The sequence below is a fragment of the Mesorhizobium sp. M7A.F.Ca.CA.001.04.2.1 genome (genome assembly GCF_003998485.1).
GTDB lineage: Bacteria > Pseudomonadota > Alphaproteobacteria > Rhizobiales > Rhizobiaceae > Mesorhizobium > Mesorhizobium ciceri.
This window is the reverse complement of record NZ_RZQT01000134.1, coordinates 1-16457: the sequence shown is the minus strand read 5'-3', so window position 1 is coordinate 16457 and position 16457 is coordinate 1. Positions and strand designations below refer to the sequence as shown.

Genomic DNA, 16457 nt, shown 5'->3' with positions numbered 1-16457 from the left:
TCGAAGTCGCTCCGCAATTTGATGCCACGACCAATACTGCTCAGGCCGGCGCTCAGGTGCTTTTCGAGATACTGAGCCTGATGGTTTTCAGTCCGTCCATGGCTCACAAGCCGGGCCAGGGAGCCATATAACCAACATTACAATCAGCATCGAGCCTCAGAGTCCCTCTGGGGGGGGTGGTTCAATGGCTGATACGCGTATCATAACACTGCCCGCGGCGACGTTGATCATGGCTTCGGAAACGCCGATGCGTCGTTCGCAGTCGCGCACGAGGTGGCGCGCAAATGATCCTCAACGCTTATCCGCAACCGCTGGCCACGGATCAAGCATCTTTTCGCCGACGGGACCTATGCGTAGGCAATTGCTGGACAAGGCCGTTTTCCTCGATTCCTCGATTTCGTCATCGAAGTGGTGCGCCGTATCGATACCGAGGCCGGCTTCAAGGTGCTGCTCAGGCATGGGTTGTCGAAAGAACGGTTGGCTGGATCATAAGCCGGGCTCGATGCCTGCCGAGCGCCGGTATTGTCGTCAGCCAGACCGTCAAGGCAGATGCGCAGGGCGCCACGCGTGGCGTTGATGCCACCAAGTAGAAGATTGGGCGCAAGCTTGAGATTGACCATCAGCAGCCGCTCATCAGTGTCTCGATGTGGCGGGTACGTCCTTCATGTCCGCAGGCACGATTTTCTCGGACCACTTGATACCATTAGAATGACTCGGCCGATCGGCTATCGTTCTCCTCACTGGAGAGCATGAGGAATGGTGGCGCGGGTGACGGGGCCTGCTTTTTCGGCTATGTTTTGCGCCATAATTCCGTAGCCCAGCCAACTGTACTTATACGAAACGCCACCCGCCATCGACGAGGAGCGTTTGCCCCGTGACGAACGCTGCGTCGTCCGAAGCGAGGAAGGCGAGCGGCCCCATGAGATCGGCAGGCTCCCCTGTGCGCTTAATCGCCTGCTGCTCGACCGTCTGGTCAAACCATCGGGTTTCGAGGCCGGCCTCAGTGGTCCCGGTGCGCACCAGACCCGGCGCAATGGCATTGGCGGTTATTCCGAACTGGCCGACCTCAGACGCAAGAGACCGCACGAAGCCGATAAGTCCCGCCTTGCTTGCCGAGTAGTGGCAGTAGCCGGGGATGCCGGAATGGAAGACCGTGGACGACATGGCGATGATGCGCCCCCAGGCCTTCGACTTCATGTTCGGCAAGAAGGCCTTGGTAAGGTGAAACATGGAGTCGAGGTTGATAGTCAGGACTTTTCGCCACTCATCAAACGCAATCTCCTCGATGGGCGTATTCGGATAGATACCGGCATTGTGGACAAGGACGTCGCAGCCGCCGAATCTTTCGTCCACCTTTTCCCGCAGCCGCGCGACGTCCTCGGATGACGATAGATCGCAGTGTTGGGCGAAGGCTTTGCCGCCCGCGCGCTCCACATCAAAAATAGTCTCATCTGCTGCGGCAATATCGGCAATCAGAATATTCGCACCTTCACAGGCCAGCCGTTCGCAACACGCTCGCCCGATGCCATTTGCACCTCCCGTTACGACGGCCGTCTTGCCCGCCAGTCTACGTTGCATGGGTCTTCTCCGACTTCTTGCTGATGGTGCGCGTCGGCAAAGCCGGCGGGTCGCCGTGTTTAGCTGTTAGTCAAACACCGGAATCATCGTGGACGCAGTTATTCGAGATCCATACTGTTCCATGCCTTCCAGACTTTGGTGCGATCACGTTAACTACGTCGTGTGATTTCGCCCCTCTGCCTTAGATCCAATGGCGAACTGCCTCCGTTCCATCGGACACACCGACCGGGACCATGGAGGCTTGAGGATATCTTCAAGCACATGGCTCTTGCGGCCGACATTTAACGCATCGAGCCCACAACGATGCGCATAACCTTCCGCGCTTCGATAACGAGACGCGATCCGAGAGGAACGACAGTGGTGGAAAGACCTGCGTCAACAATGAGCGGACCATCCAGCTCGTCCCCTTGGTACAGGTCTTCGCTGTTGAAGATCCGCGTTTTCAGCCACTTGCCGCCGAACATCACATCGCGTTCGGCGAATTTCAGTTCGGTCGTTCGCGTGCTGGATGTGTCCGGGGCAACGCCATTTCCCATAGGAGCGGTCGCTACCAAGCGCAATGCGACGATCTCTATCGGTGTATCAGGATGGGAATGACCGTAACGCTGGTTATAGGTTTGATGGAAAATCTCGGAAATTTCGTGAACGGACGTCCTGTTTTGCGGGAGTTCCACGGTGACAGTATATTCCTGCCCGTCATATCGCAGATCGAGAAGGTACTGGTAGCGTATCTCGGCCTTTCCGCCTGTTTCAGCGTCCAAATGAGCTTTTGCTAACTCTGATTGTTTCTCAAATCTACGAGAAATCTCGCATTCCTCAACGTCCTTTATAAATTTGTTGAATGGAATCGCAATATCGTGGCGCATGGGGGAATGCAGCATCCCCCATGCGGAGAATACGCCCGCGTGGGGGGGCACTACGACCTCAGTTATTTCCAACGCTTCTGCGAGAAAGGCGGCGTGCATAGCGCCGGCGCCACCAAAGGCGACGATAGAGAAATCCCGCGGTTCGATACCCTGTTCGACGGTAATCCTGCGGATGGCATCGGCCATTTTGGCATTCGTGATGTCCAGTATGCCTTCTGCAAGTGTTTCTGTATTTATTCCAAGCAATTTTGCTACCCTCGTTAGCGCGGCCTCCGCCTTTGCACGGTCGATCCGAACTGTTCCGCCCAGCTCTGCTCGTGGCAAGAAGCGATTCAAAAACACTTGTGCGTCGGTAACCGTGGGTGCTGTGCCGCCCTTCCCGTAACATGCCGGCCCCGGTTCGGCTCCTGCACTCTCAGGACCCACGCGAAGGCCGCCCGCTTCGATATAGGCAATAGAACCGGCGCCAGCACCAATCGATTCAATTTCAACAACGGGCATGATAATGTCCATGCCAGAGAGCGTCGTCTGATTTACAACCCGCGGCTTGCCGTCAACGATGAGACTGACATCGAAGCTGGTCCCTCCGACGTCGGCGCATATGACATTGTCGGTGCGGAAGAGCTTTGTCATTTCCGCCGCTCCTATAATGCCGCCGACCGGGCCAGAAAAGAGGGTTTGAATAGGCTGTTTACTCGCTTGTTTGACAGACATCAAGCCGCCGCTAGACCGCGTTACATAAAGCGGTACTGTAAGTCCTCTTTCTTTAAGGCGCGATTCTACGACCCCAAGATATTGCCGAACTAGGGGGCTGATATAGGCATCCGCCACGGTCGATGCCGCTCGCTCCGCCTCGCGCCACTCGCGTGCGACTTCGTGTGAAAGTGACACGGAAATTCCTGGAACGTTCCGCTCCAGAAATTCGCGAGCGGCAATCTCGTGGTTGGGATTTTTGTAACTGAACAGGAAGCAGACTGCCACCGATTCGATCCCGTTCAGCCTAGCGTGTTCGGCCGCGGCTTGCAGGTCGCCCAGATTTATTTCCGCTATTTCGTTGCCTTCGTAGTCAAGGCGACCCCCTATCTCCAATGTATCCCGCCGGCGCACGAACTCTTCGGGACGCTGGAACTTGTTGTTGTACATTTCCCTTCGCGGTCGCGATCCCCGCATGATGAAGAAGGTGTCGCGAGCGCCGGCGGTCGCCAAGAGCATAATCCTGCCGCCAGAGTGAGATAGCAGCGCGTTCAATCCTTGCGTCGTCCCGTGTACCGCAAACTCGACCTCGGCGAAATCGTCGATGACCTGGCCGAAAGCGCGCAATATACCGTCCGATAGATCATTTGGCGTGGTCGGATATTTCGCCGCAAGTAATTCACCTGTGGTCGTATTTTGAACGACCACATCCGTAAAAGTGCCGCCTATGTCGGCGGCTATCCTGTGCCGGTTTTTTTCTACATTGGTGCTGATATTGGCCATTTATCTTGCCTCGTATTACTTGCGACCGGTGAGCGTATTTGCAATCACCGCTAGAATGATGATGGTTCCGGTTACTATCTCCCGGAGATATGGTTCGAGGTTCATAATGTTGAAGGCGTTGTTTATGATCGCCAACAGAAACACGCCCACGACCGTGCGCCAAATGGCGCCCGCACCGCCGCCAATCGAGGTCCCTCCGAGAACAACCGCGGCGATAGCCTGCAGCTCGATCCCGGAACCGCTGTTGGGTATGCCGGTGGACACCTTCGATGATAGGAGGATGCCAGCAAGAGCAGCCGCAAATCCAGTAATCGCAAAAGTTGATCCCTTGATGGTTTTGGTTCGGATACCCGAAAGAAGCGCCGCTTCCTCGTTTCCACCGACAGCAAATATGTATCGGCCATACTGGGTGCGATGAAGCACAAGCATGGAGATTAGCACGAACAGGATGAAAGCAATGCTGGGATAAGTGATCCCGTAAACGGTACCTCGTCCAAGCGTAGAATAGGAATTTTCCGTTACGTTGATCAGGTATCCGCCGGACATGGCAATGCCGCAACCCCGAATTACGATGCTGGAAGCCAAGGTGATCAGGAACGAATTCAACTGAAGCCTGGCAATAAGGATTCCGTTGGCTAAACCGATCAACGTGCCAATCACTACACCCGACATCAAACCGACTGTCGGCGCCGATGCATTGGAAACAAGTGCCGCCGCAATTCCGCTAACTGCGAACGTCGCTGACACGGATAGGTCAAAGCCGCGACCGATGATCACGTACGTCATGCCAGACGCAATGATTCCGATCCCGGCGTTCTGGTCCAGCAGATTGCGCAAGTTCCTGAATGTTAGGAATGCAGGCTCCACAACCGCAAGGACGATGATCGCAAGTACCAAGGCGATGAGGATGGCGTAATCCTTCAAGAGGCTCAGCCCATAGTTCTTGAACCGCACCAGTCTCTCCAATCTATCGGTCGCAGCGATTGCAGAAATCTTTCTCACTCCTGTTTGAATGGAGATCGCTTTCGCATACGCCAAGGCAATCGCGCAGGATTGCTCCGATCTCGATTTCTTCGGCGGGTTTTTCGCCAACAATGCTTCCTTCACGCATGATGTACATCCGGTGGCACAAGCCAACCAGCTCCTCGGTCTCAGACGAAACGATCAGAATAGCCATCCCACGCCCTGCCAATTCGGCGATCAGATTGTAGATTTCGGATTTTGCGCCGATGTCCACGCCGCGGGTCGGCTCGTCAAGCAGCATAACCGTCGGGTTGCCGGCCAACCATTTTGCGAACAGCACCTTTTGCTGGTTGCCGCCCGAAAGAGAGGAAACCAAAGCGTCCGTAGATTCGCATTTGATGTTCAGGCGGTCGGCCCACTTACCTATCTCTTCCCCCTCCTTCCCGCGGTTTATTATTCCGAATGGGCGAAGCTCACCAAAATTTATGAGCGAGATGTTCTCCGCGATCGAATGTTCAAGAAACAATCCCTGCTCACGCCGGCTTTCCGGCACCATGGCCAAGCCATTGCGCCTTGCCGTGATCGGCGTAGGGCGGCCAACTGGATACCCGTCGATTGCAACCACGCCACCTTGAAATTCGTCGGCACCAAAGATGGACCGCAACACCTCAGAGCGGCCGCTGCCGACAAGTCCTGCTATTCCGACTATCTCTCCCGCCTTAACCTGGATGTTGATGTTCTCGAATTTGCGCCGTCTTGTCAGCCCACTGGTAGTTAACTTGACGGCGCTAGTTGGCGGCGGGGCCTTCTTGCGCGGAAAGACATCGGAGAGCTCGCGGCCCAGCATTGCGGCCGCCAGTGACGCGTGTGTTTCATCTTTAGCCGGTCCCGTCTGAACGTGCTTGCCGTTTCGAAGGACAGTTACAGCATCGCAGCTTGAGAGTATGTGGTCGAGGAAGTGGGACACATATATAAAAGTCGTCCCGCGATCCTTTGCCAACCTTTTGACGACTTGGTGCAAGTGTTCAGTTTCGGTAGGGGTAAGTGAAGATGTAGGCTCGTCCAGCACGATCAGTCGAGCATTTCGAGAAAGCGCCTTGAGTATCTCCACTTGCTGCTGATCAGCGATACTTAACGAGCCGACCCTGGCTCTTCCGTCGAGCTCGAATCCAAGTTCGTCACGTAGTCGGTTGAATTCCCAGAGGCTCCCCCGGGTTCGTAGAAATCCAAGTGTCGCGTTCTCGCGCCCCAGACAGATATTTTCTGCGACTGTGAGGTTCTGACAGAGAACAAGTTCCTGTTGGACGACAGCGATACCGCGCTCAATCGCTTCACGTGGTGACGAGACCAGCGTGTCGTCACCATCGTAGATCACGCGTCCATCGCTAACCTGAAGAATCCCGCCGACCATCTTTCCTAGCGTCGACTTGCCCGCGCCATTCTCTCCGACGAGACCGTGAATGCTTCCGCTGCAGACTTCAAACGAGACATTCTGAAGCGCGATGGCGCCCGCAAAATGTTTACTGACATTGTCAACAACGACCTGCATTGTATACCTCTAGCCATCCCACTTCGATGACCAGTCCGGATGGGCATTGAGATTTGTCTTCGTGGCGATTGCCGCACCTACGGGCGAACGCGTTTCCAGATCGATAATCGGTTCAAACTCTTGACCGCGCATGGCCGCTATGATGTTTTTGCCGCCGAGATAACCTTCCATGTATGGCAGCTCCACATAGGTACCATACCAGCGTCCTTGGCGGATTGCCGCTACCGCTGTTTGCGTAGCGCCTAGGCCTATAAGTTGAACGCCCTCACCGCCGACATTCATGCCTGCACCCGTCAAGGCAACCTCCGCGCCCGCAGCCGCCTGATCAGCGAAAGAGGTGATAACGTCCAGGTCCGGATTCGACTGCAAAACGTCCTGCGTCACCTTGAGCCCAAGTTCTCTGCCCCACAGCGTATCTTGGGTGGAGACGAGCTTAATCGACGGATACTCCGCAATATGTCTATTGAATGCCTCGATCTTGGGCACGTCCTGGGCTGCTGACCGGCTGCCGACCAGCAGCGCGACCTTGCACGGATCCCTGCCCTGACAGGCTTCCACAGTTGCTTCCGCCAGCCGAAGACCAATGCTGCCTACATTATAGCCAACGAATGTCGTCATCCCATTGACCTGGAACTTGTCGGTTGTCGTTGGATCGGGTCCTAGCGGATATTCGAGCGAACCGAACTTGATGCCTGCTTTGATTGCCTCCTCGGCGGCAGGGACCGCCGAAGAATAACCCATCGGCAGGATCAGCATCCCGTTGAATCGTCCAGAAGCGACCGCGTCCTGGATTTGGTTGAACTGCCTGTCTGCATCAAAAGCACCGTCGAACAATTCAATTTCAACGTCGCCAGCTTCTTCCGCCGCCTCCTTTAGACCCTCTAGGCTAGCTAGTGTGAAGGCGTTGTCGGCAGCGAAGCCGAACAACGCAATGCGGATGGGATCGGCAGCATATGCTGGCCCGGACAAGACCACTGCGACACCTGCCAAGGCTGCTATCTTATAGGTCAGATTCACTCGACTTCTCCTCCCTCACAAAGGGCGCCCTAAAGATAGCAGGGTCCCGAATGCCCGCTAATATCAAAGTTTCGGCGGCTATGTTGGAATTGGTATGAGCCATGTCGCCTCAAGTCTGGTTTCTTGCACACCGGATAGAACACTGAGCAGCCCCATGCGATGCGGCCACTCAGTGTCGTGGCAGTGAGCCAGATCGAGCTGATCGGACACGAAGCGACGTGCTTGTCCATACGCGATTAGGGAAGCCAGGAATGATACGTGTGGGAATAGATGTCGGAGGAACCTTCACCGATTTCGTGTTGATAGACACGAAATCGGGAGAGGTCATGTACTTCAAAGAGCCCTCAACACCGCACGATCCGTCAGAAGCTATTGAAACCGGTTTGGCCAGCGCGCTGGCCAAATATGATCTGAAACCCGAGGAAATCGAATTCGTCGGTCACGGAACAACCGTCGGCACGAACATGGTCATCGAGCTTCGCGGCGCGAAGACTGGCCTGATAACGACTAAAGGATTTCGTGACATCCTGGAAATCGGCCGACAGATGCGCCCAGACGTATATAACTACCGCGTAATCAAGCCGATACCCCTGGCAAGGCGACAGTACCGGATCGAAGTCTCCGAACGTGTCGATGCTCGCGGAAACGTGCTGGTGGAACTCGACGAGGCCGAACTCCGACACGGGGTGGAATACCTAGCCCGCGAGGGCGTGGAAGCCGTGGCTATCTGCTTCCTGCACAGCTACTTGTACCCGGAACACGAACTGCGCTCAGAAAGCATCGTGCGGGAATTGATGCCGGGTGCGTTTGTTAGCCGATCAAGCGACGTCTTGCCTGAATTTCGTGAGTATGAGCGATTTTCAACAACGACAGCCAATGCGTATTTGGGACCGAAATTCGAGAACTACCTTGCTCGGTTGGTCGAGAGGCTGACGAAGTTGGGCATATCGGCAAAACCCTACACGATCCATTCAAATGGCGGGCTGATGTCAATAGATACGGTTCGCCGTTACCCCGTTCGAACCTGTCTATCGGGTCCTGCTGCCGGGGTAATTGGTTCTGCGGTCATCGCAGCGCAGGCCGGGTATAAAAATGCGATTACTTTTGACGTTGGCGGCACAAGCACGGATGTATCGCTTATCAGTGATGGAACGCCGCATTTTACTACAAGTCGCGAAGTGGCGTCATATCCTATTAAGACGCCGATGGTGGATATCCACGTAATTGGCGCCGGCGGCGGCTCAATTGCCTATATCGATAGTGCCGGTGCCTTGCATGTGGGGCCACGGAGCGCAGGCGCTGTGCCAGGGCCGGTCGCGTATATGCGAGGCGGCGTCGAACCCACGTTAACCGACGCTAATGTTGTCCTGGGTCGCCTTAACCCTGTCGCGATATTGAACGGGACAATGCCCATCGACCTCGATGGCGCGCGCAGGGTTGTCGAGGAAAAGATTGCCATTCCGTTGGGAATGAGTGTGGAACAGGCAGCCTATGGGATTATACGGATTGCCGTCTCGAACATGGCTCGCGCCATCCGCTCGGTGACAACGCAACGCGGCGTTGATCCGCGCAAATATGCATTCATAGCCTATGGTGGCGCTGGGCCATTGCATGGTGTTGAGACGGCGATCGAATGCGGACTGTCCAGGGTTGTGGCTCCGAGGGAGCCTGGAACGATGTGCGCGCGTGGTATCCTTGTTTCCGATATCAGCCTCGATTTCGTTCAGAGCAAAATTCGCCCCTTCATTTTCGAATGCTGGTCGAGCATCACGTCGGAAATGGAAGTTTTGCGCGGTGAAGCCGAGCGCTGGCTGGCTAGCGAGGATGTGCCCCCATCCCAACGACAATATGAGAATGTACTGGAGGCACGGTACTTTGGACAGAACCACGAGGTGCAAATTCCACTCCCGAATCCGCCGCCAGATGCCGAAACCTTCTTGTGGGAATTCGAGCATGCGCACCGCAAGGAATACGGCTATTCGCTCCCCGACCGTCAGATCGAGATAGTAAACTTCCGGGTCCGCGGCTCGGCGCCATCTTTGGGAACGGCCAGCCACTGCCAGCAGCCGAACGGCAAGCTTGAAGCGGCCATCATAGGGCGGCGCGAATTCTTCGTCGACCCGGATGTAAAATGGGTGGATGCTGTCGTTTACGCACGCGACAGGATTCCGGTTTCGACGCGGATCACCGGTCCCGCGATTGTCGAGGACATGAGTTCGACCTGCGTGATCTTTCCCAACCAGGTCGCCTTTGTGGATGCTCCGGGGAACCTGATCATTGAACTGAACAAAAAGAGCGGGCAATAAGCAGATGACGAAGAAAGATAGCGGCAGCGCACCGGTCTCCGATCCGATTGCGATGGAAGTTTACAACAACCGCTTGATGACGATTGTCGAGGGAATGTTACATATCCTCGTGCGTTCATCCTTCTCCACGAATGTAAAGGAACGGCGCGACTGTTCTGTAGGATTGTTCGACGCCACCGGCCGGGTTCTCGCCCAGACAGTCCACACTCCTCTGCACTTGGGCTCCACAGTCGGCGCGGTTTCCCATTTATTGAAGGAGTTTTCGCCGGAGCAAATCAGCGAAGGCGACGCCTTCATGTGTAACGATCCTTATATTGCCGGGGGTACCCACCTCCCCGACATCACTGTGGTCTCGCCGGTCTTCTACAATGGCAAGCTGTCGTTCTTTCTCGCAAATATCGCCCACCATTCGGATGTCGGCGGCGTGGTTCCGGGGTCCATTTCGGGTACCGCCGAAACAATATTTGCAGAAGGAATTCGTATCCCGATTGTCCGACTGCGGCACACAGGCAAGGTGCAGAATGACATCGTTCGTCTCGTCACCCTGAATACACGTGATCCCAAGGAACGCGAGCTCGATCTGGGGGTGCAACTCGCAACGAATGACCGCGGGATCGTCATGGCTCAGGAACTTCTCGATCAAATCGGAGATCATCGCCTTACGGCAGCAATAGCGGATATGATCGCCTATACGCGGCAGCGCCTCCTCAATCAGCTCGAAGCGTTCACTTCGAAAGAGGCCAGTTATGAGGCATTTCTCGACGACGATGGTATAGGCGATGATCCGGTCAGGATCGCCGTGCGGATATCCGCATCAGGCGGCAAATTACTATTCGACTTTTCAGGCACCGGTCCGCAAGCCGCGGGTGCAATGAACGTACCGTTCAATGCCCTGCAGGCGACGGTAGTGTATTGCGTCAAAATGATGATCGATCCGGGGTTGATGCCTAATCATGGCATTTTCGACTGCATCGAGATTCAGACGCCCGGCCGGTCGATCGTCAGTCCCGCACATCCCGCAGCGGTCGGCGCGCGATCGATCACAGCAAACAAGGTCGCGCGCGCGGTCATTGGAGCGCTTGCGCAAATGCTGCCGCAGGAGCGCGGTATAGCGTCGGGCCAGGACATTGTGCCCGGTATCTGCTTTGCAGGAAAACGAAACAATGGCGACGATTATGTCTACATGGAAACTATCGGCGGAGGATCTGGAGGGACAGCAGAAGTCGATGGCATGGACGGCGTGCAGGTTCACATCACCAATACTTCCAATCTGCCGGTGGAAGCCCTTGAGCACGAATACAATCTCCTCGTTGATGAATATGCGCTGGTGGAGGACAGCTGTGGCGCGGGCAGGTACCGAGGGGGTCTCGGCATCGCGCGGCAGATTGCCGCCACAGAAGATGACGTCATCTTCTCGGTGCGTTCAGACGGCCATATTTACCCGCCTCCCGGGCTACGCGGTGGCCAGGATGGGCGTTGTGCGAAAATACTATTCAATTCTGGTTCCGCCGAAGAACGTGAACTCGATTCGAAGACTACGAATTTTGTCCTTAATTCCGGTGACAGTATAAGAATCGAAACGCCGGGCGGCGGAGGATATGGTCCTGTCAGTGAAAGAAGCGATAAGCAGGTTGTCGACGATATCGAAAATAGCAAGACATCGCTCGCATTCGCAAGAAAAACTTACGGCACATCACGGGTAGAGCAGATTCTCGAAAAAGGGGAGCAGTCAGCCTTTGACGCAATCAAGGCGGCTGAATGAACTTTCTATGAACTCACCCAGAAGAACTTTTGATGTTATTGTTGCCGGTGGCGGTCTGGTGGGGATTTCCATTTCCCTTGGGCTGAGACTGAGTGGCCTTGATGTGCTCGTGCTTGATGGCTGCGATGACGACAATCGTGCCGCACGCGGCAATTTCGGCCTTATTTGGATCCAGACCAAGGGCCACTCGTTCCGACCTTATGCGCAGCTTTCACGCAAAGCGGCAAAGATGTGGCCGGCCTTTAGTTCGCAGTTGAAAGAATTGAGCGGAATAGATGTCGGCCTGGAGGACAATGGGGCCTTCTATCTCTGTATGTCCGAGGCGGAATGGAAAGATCGTGCGGAATTGATGAGAAAACAATTCGACAATGATCTTCCCATAGCTGCCGCGTATGAGATGATGGAGCGCGGCGAACTGGACAAGCATATTCCCGGTCTTGGAAATTCAGTGGTCGGTGGCTGTTACGGTCGCCTGGACGGCGCGGTGAACCCCTTGAAGTTCTTCCGGGCGCTACATTCGGCATTTCGCGCAATTGGTGGCGAATACCGCGCATCCAGCGCTGTCACGGAGATCCGGCCAGCAGGGTCCGATTTCCAGGTAACAGCTGGGAACTCGACATATAGCTGCGCCAAATTGGTGCTGGCCGCAGGACTTGGCAACAACCAGCTGGCACCGATGGTCGACGTCGCAATGGATATACGACCCGTCAGGGGGCAGGTTCTGGCTACGAACAAACTGCCGAAGTCGCTGCGTTATCCAACCCACACAATCAGGCAGATGAGTGAAGGCGCCTTCATTATCGGCGATTCTCGCGAAGAGGTGGGACTCGATGACGGAACCACGCCGGAGGTCATGTCAGCCATTGCAAGGAAAGCCATAGCGTGTTTTCCCAATCTGGCCGATACCCAGCTTTTGCGCGCCTGGGGCGGGCTGCGAACCTTCACAAAGGATGGAATACCGCTCTACCTGCGCTCCAACTCCTATCCCAATGCATATGCGGTGAATGTTCATAGCGGAGTTACGCTGGCTCCCGTGCATGCGCAGGACCTGGCGTCGGCCATTGAAGAAGGAGACTTGGAGGCTCGAATTCCGGACTTTTCAAGGAAGAGGTCATGAATTTCCGCCCTATATTTGAGGAAGAGGCCGTCCCGCGGACAATCATCCTGGTCAACGGCGTGCCGGTAACCGCCAGAGTTGGCCAAACGCTTGCACTGGCGCTGCTGGAAAACGGCCTCGACCATTTCAATGTCAACCCGGTATCGGGAAAACCGCGTCTCCCCTATTGCATGATGGGCGCCTGTTTTGAGTGCCGGATCATTGTCAACGGGGTGGCTGACGTTCTGGCCTGCAGGGCTGAAGTTCGTGATGGCATGGTCATCGAAACGCAGGACAATTGCCGTGAAAAAATATGATCTGGTCGTCATCGGCGCCGGTCCCGCCGGATTGGCCGGCGCGTTACAGGCGCACGAACTAGGCCTATCTGTCGTAATTTTGGACGACGGGAAACGGGCCGGCGGACAGATTTACCGCAATCTCGAGAACCTGACTGACAAGATGCGGTCGATCTTGGGGAAAAGCTATCTCAATGGCGAAAGTTTGCTGGGAAACGCCCAGCACATGGGCCTTGATATCAGGGCCGAAGCGGTGGTCTGGCATATCTCGGCGGCGAAGATAGTATACTTCGTGCATAAAGACCAAGTGGTGGCCATCGAAGCTAAAGCCATAATGCTTGCCACGGGCGCGCTTGAGCGGCCTTTTCCGATTCCCGGGTGGACCTTGCCAGGCGTGATGACCGCTGGCGCTGCACAAATAGCAATGAAATCCGGCTCGGCCATTCCTGCAGGACGGATTGTACTGGCGGGGTGCGGCCCGCTTTTGTATCTCGTTGCGGGCCAGTTGGCGCAAGCTGGGGCCGATGTCCAAGCTGTGCTCGACACTACCCCAAGCGGAAACTACTGGCGCGCTATTTGCCATAGCAAGCTTGGGTCTACGAGCCTTAGCCAGCTCTTCGACGGTATTCGGATGATCCGAACTATGTCTGCCTATGGCATCCGCCGGATACTTCAGGTGGAAGACATCAGAATTCTCGGTGAAAACCGTGCGGAAGCTGTCGAATATTCTACTCCCCGCGAGTCCGGAACTATCGAAGCCGATTGCACTCTTCTCCATCAAGGGGTAGTCCCCAACATACAGCTATACAGACATTTGGGTTGTGAGATCAGATGGGACGATTCACAACTCTGCTTCCATCCTGTGATCGATGGTAATTGGCAGACGAGCGTGCCTGGCATATTCGCGGTCGGCGACAATGCACGCATAATGGGAGCAAAGGCAGCGGAATATTCGGCGCGTTTGGCGGCATTTCACATCGCAGAAAACAAGAAGCGGATTATCGATCCGAAAAGCAGGAATTCCATCCAACGAAAATTCCGCCAACTTACTGAATTACGCAAATTTATTGATACGCTGTATCGACCACCATCACAGTTCCGAATTCCGCCTCAGGAAGACACCGTGATATGCCGCTGCGAGGAAATTACCGCCGGCGAGATCACCGATTTGGCAGCCGCTGGCTGTGTAGGGCCGAACCAGGCCAAATTTTTCACCCGATGTGGCATGGGTCCTTGTCAGGGGCGCAATTGCGGGCTCACTGTCACCGAATTGTTCGCGCACGTGACAGGAAAGTCGCCGGACGAGGTGGGATACTACACTATCCGTTCTCCGATACGGCCTCTAGCATTGGCAGCCCTCGCCGGCGTCGAAACGAGTGGCCTCGCGGCGGATATCGAGTTTTCCTGACGGACCGTTTGAATCGTAAGCTCTCAAAAAGCTGCAATCCGTTGTCAGACAAGGGGATTCCATGAAGAAGTCGAGGCTGTCTGGGGCGCTGACCGCCTTGGTCCTGCACCAACCGTGTGGTATTAGGCCAGAAATAGTCGGCGTTCGCTCGGCAGCGGTTGATGAAATTTAATCAAATTGAGGCCTATCGCGCTGTCATGCTTGCTGGGAGCGTGAGTGACGCAGCTCATTTCCTGAACGTTTCCCAGCCTGGTATCAGCCGCCTGATCAAGGATCTCGAACGCTCGATTGGATTTGACCTGTTCGACCGAATTCCGGGAAGGATCGTACCAACTCCCGAAGGTGAGGCTTTCTTCAAATATGTCCAGCGGACTTATTCGGGCATTCGATATCTCGAAGGCGCAGCAAAGGACATCGCCAATCTCAAGCATGACCGGCTCCGCATTGCTTCATTTCCTGCCGCATCGCTTGAAGTGGTGCCGAGGTCCATTGTGAGATTGAATGCAGCTTACCCGGACCTTAAGATAAGACTTGAAGTACGCAGCTCCCTTAGGATTCTGGATCTGGTTTCCAGTCGGCAAGTCGATGTCGGCATTGCGGCATTTCCGGTTAATTATCCGGGTGTCATTCTCGAACGTGTGTACGAACCTTCTTGCAAGTGTGTTCTGCCGGCGGGACATCCCAAAAGCGGTCTGAGTAGAATCTCACTCGAGGACCTGAAGAATGAGACGAATATCGGGATCTCGGAAGACCTTACAATCGGAAAGGCGTTGCTTGTGGCCGGGATTGAATCAAACGTGAAGATCGACAACCTGATCGAGACGACTTCCGGGTACACGATTTGCAAAATGGTTGAAATGGGACTGGGTGTCGGTCTGGTCGACCCGCTTGCCGCGTCCTTGTTCCGAGAGAGTAGTATCGTGGCCGTTGAATTCAAACCGGATGTCAAATTCGGATTTGCGATTGTCCTATCTGAACACGCAATTCGATCACGATCCGTCGATAAATTCATCAAGATTCTGAATGACACCATTAAGCGGTCGATATATCCGGCGGAGTTTGAGCCTCCTGAAAGACCTGACACTTAGATCCGCGATCGCGCCTCTGCCTCAGCCCGTATATTCAAGACACATCTGCGTTTGTTCGTAAGACATGCTCATGGGTCAGGCGCAAGATCGCTTAGATACCCCTCACGCTCGTTCGCTCGGCTTCCGTCTCGGCATGGCCCCTCTCAAGGTCGTCGTGAGAGGCCAAACTGCCAGAACGGCGCAGCCAAGAACCGACCGCTAAATCCGCTTCCGAAACTGTCCGGGATTTAGCGGAATCGCTGTCCCGCGAATTACTGAAATCACTGTCCGGGATTTAGCGAAACACGCAGACAATGTCGAGGTGCCTCCCGGCGAGGAGCCATCACGCGCACAGCGGCTGAGGCAGACCACACCCTGCCATCACTTCGAACCGATTGGTGCGTGGGGCGAATTGACTAGACGTCATGTTCCGAGGGTCTGAGATCGGTGGCCCGCCTTTTCGTGCGATTAACAGACGAGGGTTGCTTCTCTATTCGGCGTGTTGAAGTCAAGCGCTTTTCGAGCCTTCCGCTTAGCAGCTTCGCCGGCCTTGCGCATCTTTCGCGGGGTCTTGCTTCTCCGGGCGGCTCGATCGACCGCGAGCAAGGCATTTCGAAGGCGGGCAAGCCGAGACTGCGTACGATGTTGATCCAATGGCAAACACGGCTTGATCGTAAGCGGGTAGCTGATGCCGGCTATCGCGGCCATAACGCACCGCAGAGCCACAAGCTCAGGGTCTTCACCAGCGGCCAGAAACGCCGCGTCAACCCAGCCATCAAGCGCCAGATGCGCCGCCGCTCCGCCATCCAGCAGGGCGATGCCCTCAACGCCATCCTGGCTGCCGCCGGCTAACTTCTCCCTCCTGCTCAACGATCGTGTCCCAGGGAGTGGTGTAGCTGACGGCTTGGTCGCCGCGCTCTCCGGCATGAGGCCGGGCTGATCAGCGTGCGACGGCTGGCAGGCTGATGAGAGGATCATCGCTCATTTGGCTGATGGTTTCCAGCGTCATGTATCTGGCGCGTTGCACGGCCCATTCGTCGTTCTGTTCGAGCAGGATCGCGCCAACCAGGCGG

General features: G+C 55.5%; 11 protein-coding genes and 3 pseudogenes. 8 read left to right on the top strand and 6 right to left on the bottom strand.

Annotated elements, in window-relative coordinates; all coding sequences use genetic code 11:
* Window positions 1-275: 275 nt before the first annotated feature.
* Window positions 276-488, top strand: a pseudogene (locus EN955_RS35650) (IS5/IS1182 family transposase); the annotation flags it as partial.
* 343 nt (window positions 489-831) lie between these two features.
* Here the strand turns inward: EN955_RS35650 and EN955_RS28620 are convergent.
* The 5 genes from EN955_RS28620 to EN955_RS28600 all read right to left on the bottom strand — a co-directional run bounded on the left by EN955_RS28620 (window position 832) and on the right by EN955_RS28600 (window position 7449).
* Entirely contained in the window at window positions 832-1578 is a 747-nt protein-coding gene (locus tag EN955_RS28620) for a 3-oxoacyl-ACP reductase family protein (RefSeq protein WP_024505740.1), read from the bottom strand.
* Window positions 1579-1859: 281 nt separating this feature from the next.
* Window positions 1860-3920, bottom strand: a complete 2061-nt coding sequence (locus tag EN955_RS28615) for a hydantoinase/oxoprolinase family protein (RefSeq protein WP_024505741.1) — start codon at window positions 3918-3920, stop codon at window positions 1860-1862.
* Between the two features lie 15 nt (window positions 3921-3935).
* Entirely contained in the window at window positions 3936-4874 is a 939-nt protein-coding gene (locus EN955_RS28610; RefSeq protein WP_164752792.1) for an ABC transporter permease, read from the bottom strand.
* A 13-nt stretch (window positions 4875-4887) separates the two neighbouring features.
* Window positions 4888-6432 (bottom strand): sugar ABC transporter ATP-binding protein, encoded by a 1545-nt coding sequence (locus EN955_RS28605; RefSeq protein ID WP_024505743.1) that lies wholly within the window; start codon window positions 6430-6432, stop codon window positions 4888-4890.
* A 9-nt stretch (window positions 6433-6441) separates the two neighbouring features.
* Window positions 6442-7449, bottom strand: coding sequence for a sugar ABC transporter substrate-binding protein (locus tag EN955_RS28600; protein ID WP_024505744.1), 1008 nt, complete (start codon window positions 7447-7449; stop codon window positions 6442-6444).
* Window positions 7450-7700: 251 nt separating this feature from the next.
* Between EN955_RS28600 and EN955_RS28595 the strand changes: the two genes are divergently transcribed.
* The 7 genes and pseudogenes from EN955_RS28595 to EN955_RS28565 all read left to right on the top strand — a co-directional run.
* On the top strand, window positions 7701-9755 hold the full coding sequence (locus EN955_RS28595) for a hydantoinase/oxoprolinase family protein (RefSeq protein ID WP_024505745.1): 2055 nt from the start codon (window positions 7701-7703) through the stop codon (window positions 9753-9755).
* 4 nt (window positions 9756-9759) lie between these two features.
* Window positions 9760-11517, top strand: a complete 1758-nt coding sequence (locus EN955_RS28590) for a hydantoinase B/oxoprolinase family protein (RefSeq protein ID WP_024505746.1) — start codon at window positions 9760-9762, stop codon at window positions 11515-11517.
* Window positions 11518-11524: 7 nt separating this feature from the next.
* Window positions 11525-12634, top strand: a complete 1110-nt coding sequence (locus EN955_RS28585; protein WP_032899824.1) for an FAD-dependent oxidoreductase — start codon at window positions 11525-11527, stop codon at window positions 12632-12634.
* On the top strand, window positions 12631-12930 hold the full coding sequence (locus EN955_RS28580; RefSeq protein WP_032899825.1) for a (2Fe-2S)-binding protein: 300 nt from the start codon (window positions 12631-12633) through the stop codon (window positions 12928-12930). The genes EN955_RS28585 and EN955_RS28580 overlap by 4 nt, the downstream gene beginning before the upstream one ends.
* A complete protein-coding gene (locus EN955_RS28575) occupies window positions 12917-14317 on the top strand; it encodes an FAD/NAD(P)-binding oxidoreductase (protein ID WP_050580559.1) in 1401 nt (466 codons plus the stop codon). Before EN955_RS28580 ends, EN955_RS28575 begins: the two co-directional genes overlap by 14 nt.
* 161 nt (window positions 14318-14478) lie before the next feature.
* Window positions 14479-15405: a LysR family transcriptional regulator gene (locus tag EN955_RS28570; protein ID WP_024505749.1), complete on the top strand. Its 927-nt coding sequence runs from the start codon at window positions 14479-14481 to the stop codon at window positions 15403-15405.
* Between the two features lie 654 nt (window positions 15406-16059).
* Window positions 16060-16233 (top strand): annotated as a pseudogene (locus EN955_RS28565) (IS5/IS1182 family transposase); the annotation flags it as partial.
* Between the two features lie 91 nt (window positions 16234-16324).
* On the opposite strand, the pseudogene EN955_RS28560 reads toward EN955_RS28565, so the two are convergent.
* A pseudogene (locus EN955_RS28560) lies at window positions 16325-16457 on the bottom strand (IS256 family transposase); the annotation flags it as partial.

Bases quoted from the DNA above. Each gene is read 5' to 3' on its own strand.
- EN955_RS28595 (WP_024505745.1), top strand. From the start codon at position 7,701: ATGATACGTGTGGGAATAGATGTCGGAGGAACCTTCACCGATTTCGTG.
- EN955_RS28615 (WP_024505741.1), bottom strand. From the start codon at position 3,920: ATGGCCAATATCAGCACCAATGTAGAAAAAAACCGGCACAGGATAGCC.
- EN955_RS28620 (WP_024505740.1), bottom strand. From the start codon at position 1,578: ATGCAACGTAGACTGGCGGGCAAGACGGCCGTCGTAACGGGAGGTGCA.
- EN955_RS28570 (WP_024505749.1), top strand. From the start codon at position 14,479: ATGAAATTTAATCAAATTGAGGCCTATCGCGCTGTCATGCTTGCTGGG.
- EN955_RS28590 (WP_024505746.1), top strand. From the start codon at position 9,760: ATGACGAAGAAAGATAGCGGCAGCGCACCGGTCTCCGATCCGATTGCG.
- EN955_RS28585 (WP_032899824.1), top strand. From the start codon at position 11,525: ATGAACTCACCCAGAAGAACTTTTGATGTTATTGTTGCCGGTGGCGGT.
- EN955_RS28580 (WP_032899825.1), top strand. From the start codon at position 12,631: ATGAATTTCCGCCCTATATTTGAGGAAGAGGCCGTCCCGCGGACAATC.
- EN955_RS28605 (WP_024505743.1), bottom strand. From the start codon at position 6,432: ATGCAGGTCGTTGTTGACAATGTCAGTAAACATTTTGCGGGCGCCATC.